Origin of the sequence: Ancylobacter crimeensis (genome assembly GCF_023016805.1) — a bacterium.
Taxonomy (GTDB): domain Bacteria; phylum Pseudomonadota; class Alphaproteobacteria; order Rhizobiales; family Xanthobacteraceae; genus Ancylobacter; species Ancylobacter crimeensis.
This window is the reverse complement of sequence record NZ_JALKCH010000023.1, coordinates 1-1,280: the sequence shown is the minus strand read 5'-3', so window position 1 is coordinate 1,280 and position 1,280 is coordinate 1. Positions and strand designations below refer to the sequence as shown.

The window sequence follows — 1,280 nt, the reverse complement described above, 5'->3', positions numbered from 1 at the left end:
CCCCCCCGCGCGCTCCCTCACCGCTACCGGCCAGACCCGAACCGGAAACGCCCGGGAACGGAAAACGTCCGGCAACGGGAAACGCCCGCAGGGCCGGGACGGCGCGGAGAAGGCGGGAGCACGGCTCCCGGAAACGGCAGGGGCGGCCCGCCTCAGGCCGCGCTCGCCGCCGGCTGCGCCCCGCCGAAGCCCGGATGCACCACCGCACCGTCCTTCGTCAGCAGCGTCGCCTTCACCAGCTCGTCGTCCCACTTCACCGCCAGGCTCTTCGTCCCCTTGTCGATCAGCGTCTCGAGGAAGGCGTAGAGGTTCTTGGCGTAAAGCTGCGAGGCCGTCGCCGCCAGCCGGCCCGGAACGTTCAGATGGCCGACGATCTTCACCCCGTTCGCCGTTTCCACCACCTCGCCGGGCACCGCGCCCTCGACATTGCCGCCGCGCTCCACCGCAAGGTCGATCAGCACCGAGCCCGGCTTCATCGAGGCCACCATCGCCGCCGAGACCAGCTTCGGCGCCGCGCGACCCGGGATCAGCGCCGTGGTGATCACGATGTCCTGCTTGGCGATGTGGCTCGCCACCAGCGCCGCCTGCTTCTGCTGGTACTCCGCCGACATCGCCTTGGCGTAGCCCGCCGCGGTCTCCGCCTGCTTGAACTCCTCGTCCTCGACCGCGATGAACTTCGCCCCGAGGCTTTCCACCTGCTCCTTCGCCGCAGGCCGCACGTCGGTCGCCGACACCACCGCGCCCAGCCGACGCGCCGTCGCCACCGCCTGGAGACCGGCCACGCCCGCCCCCATCACGAACACCCGCGCCGCCGGAACCGTGCCCGCCGCCGTCATCATCATCGGAAAGGCCCGGCCGAACGCCGCCGCCGCGTCCACCACTGCCCGGTAGCCGGCGAGGTTCGCCTGGCTCGACAGAACGTCCATCACCTGCGCCCGGGTGATCCGCGGCATCAGCTCCATCGCGAACAGGCTCGCCCCGGTCTTCGCCACTTCGGCCAGCTCCGCCTCATGGCCGTACGGGTCCGCAATCGCGACCACCAGGGCTCCGGGCTTCACTCCCGCCAGCGTCGACGCCTCCGGGCGCCGTACCGAAAGGATCACGTCCGCGCCCGACACCGCCGCCGCATTGTCCGCGACGATCCGCGCACCCGCAGCCTCGTAATCCACGTCCAGAATCCCCGAACGAACCCCGGCTCCGGACGCAACAACAACGTCCCCACCAAGCCCGACATACCGCTTCACCGTGTCAGGCGTTCCCCCAACACGAGACTCCCCGGC

The 1,280-nt window shown here is 70.9% G+C and carries 1 protein-coding gene; it reads right to left on the bottom strand.

What is annotated here, in order from left to right:
- Positions 1 to 152 precede the first annotated feature (152 nt).
- Positions 153 to 1,280, bottom strand: a 1,128-nt coding sequence (locus tag MWN34_RS19510) for a Re/Si-specific NAD(P)(+) transhydrogenase subunit alpha (protein ID WP_247030982.1), incomplete at its 5' end; no start/stop codon positions are given.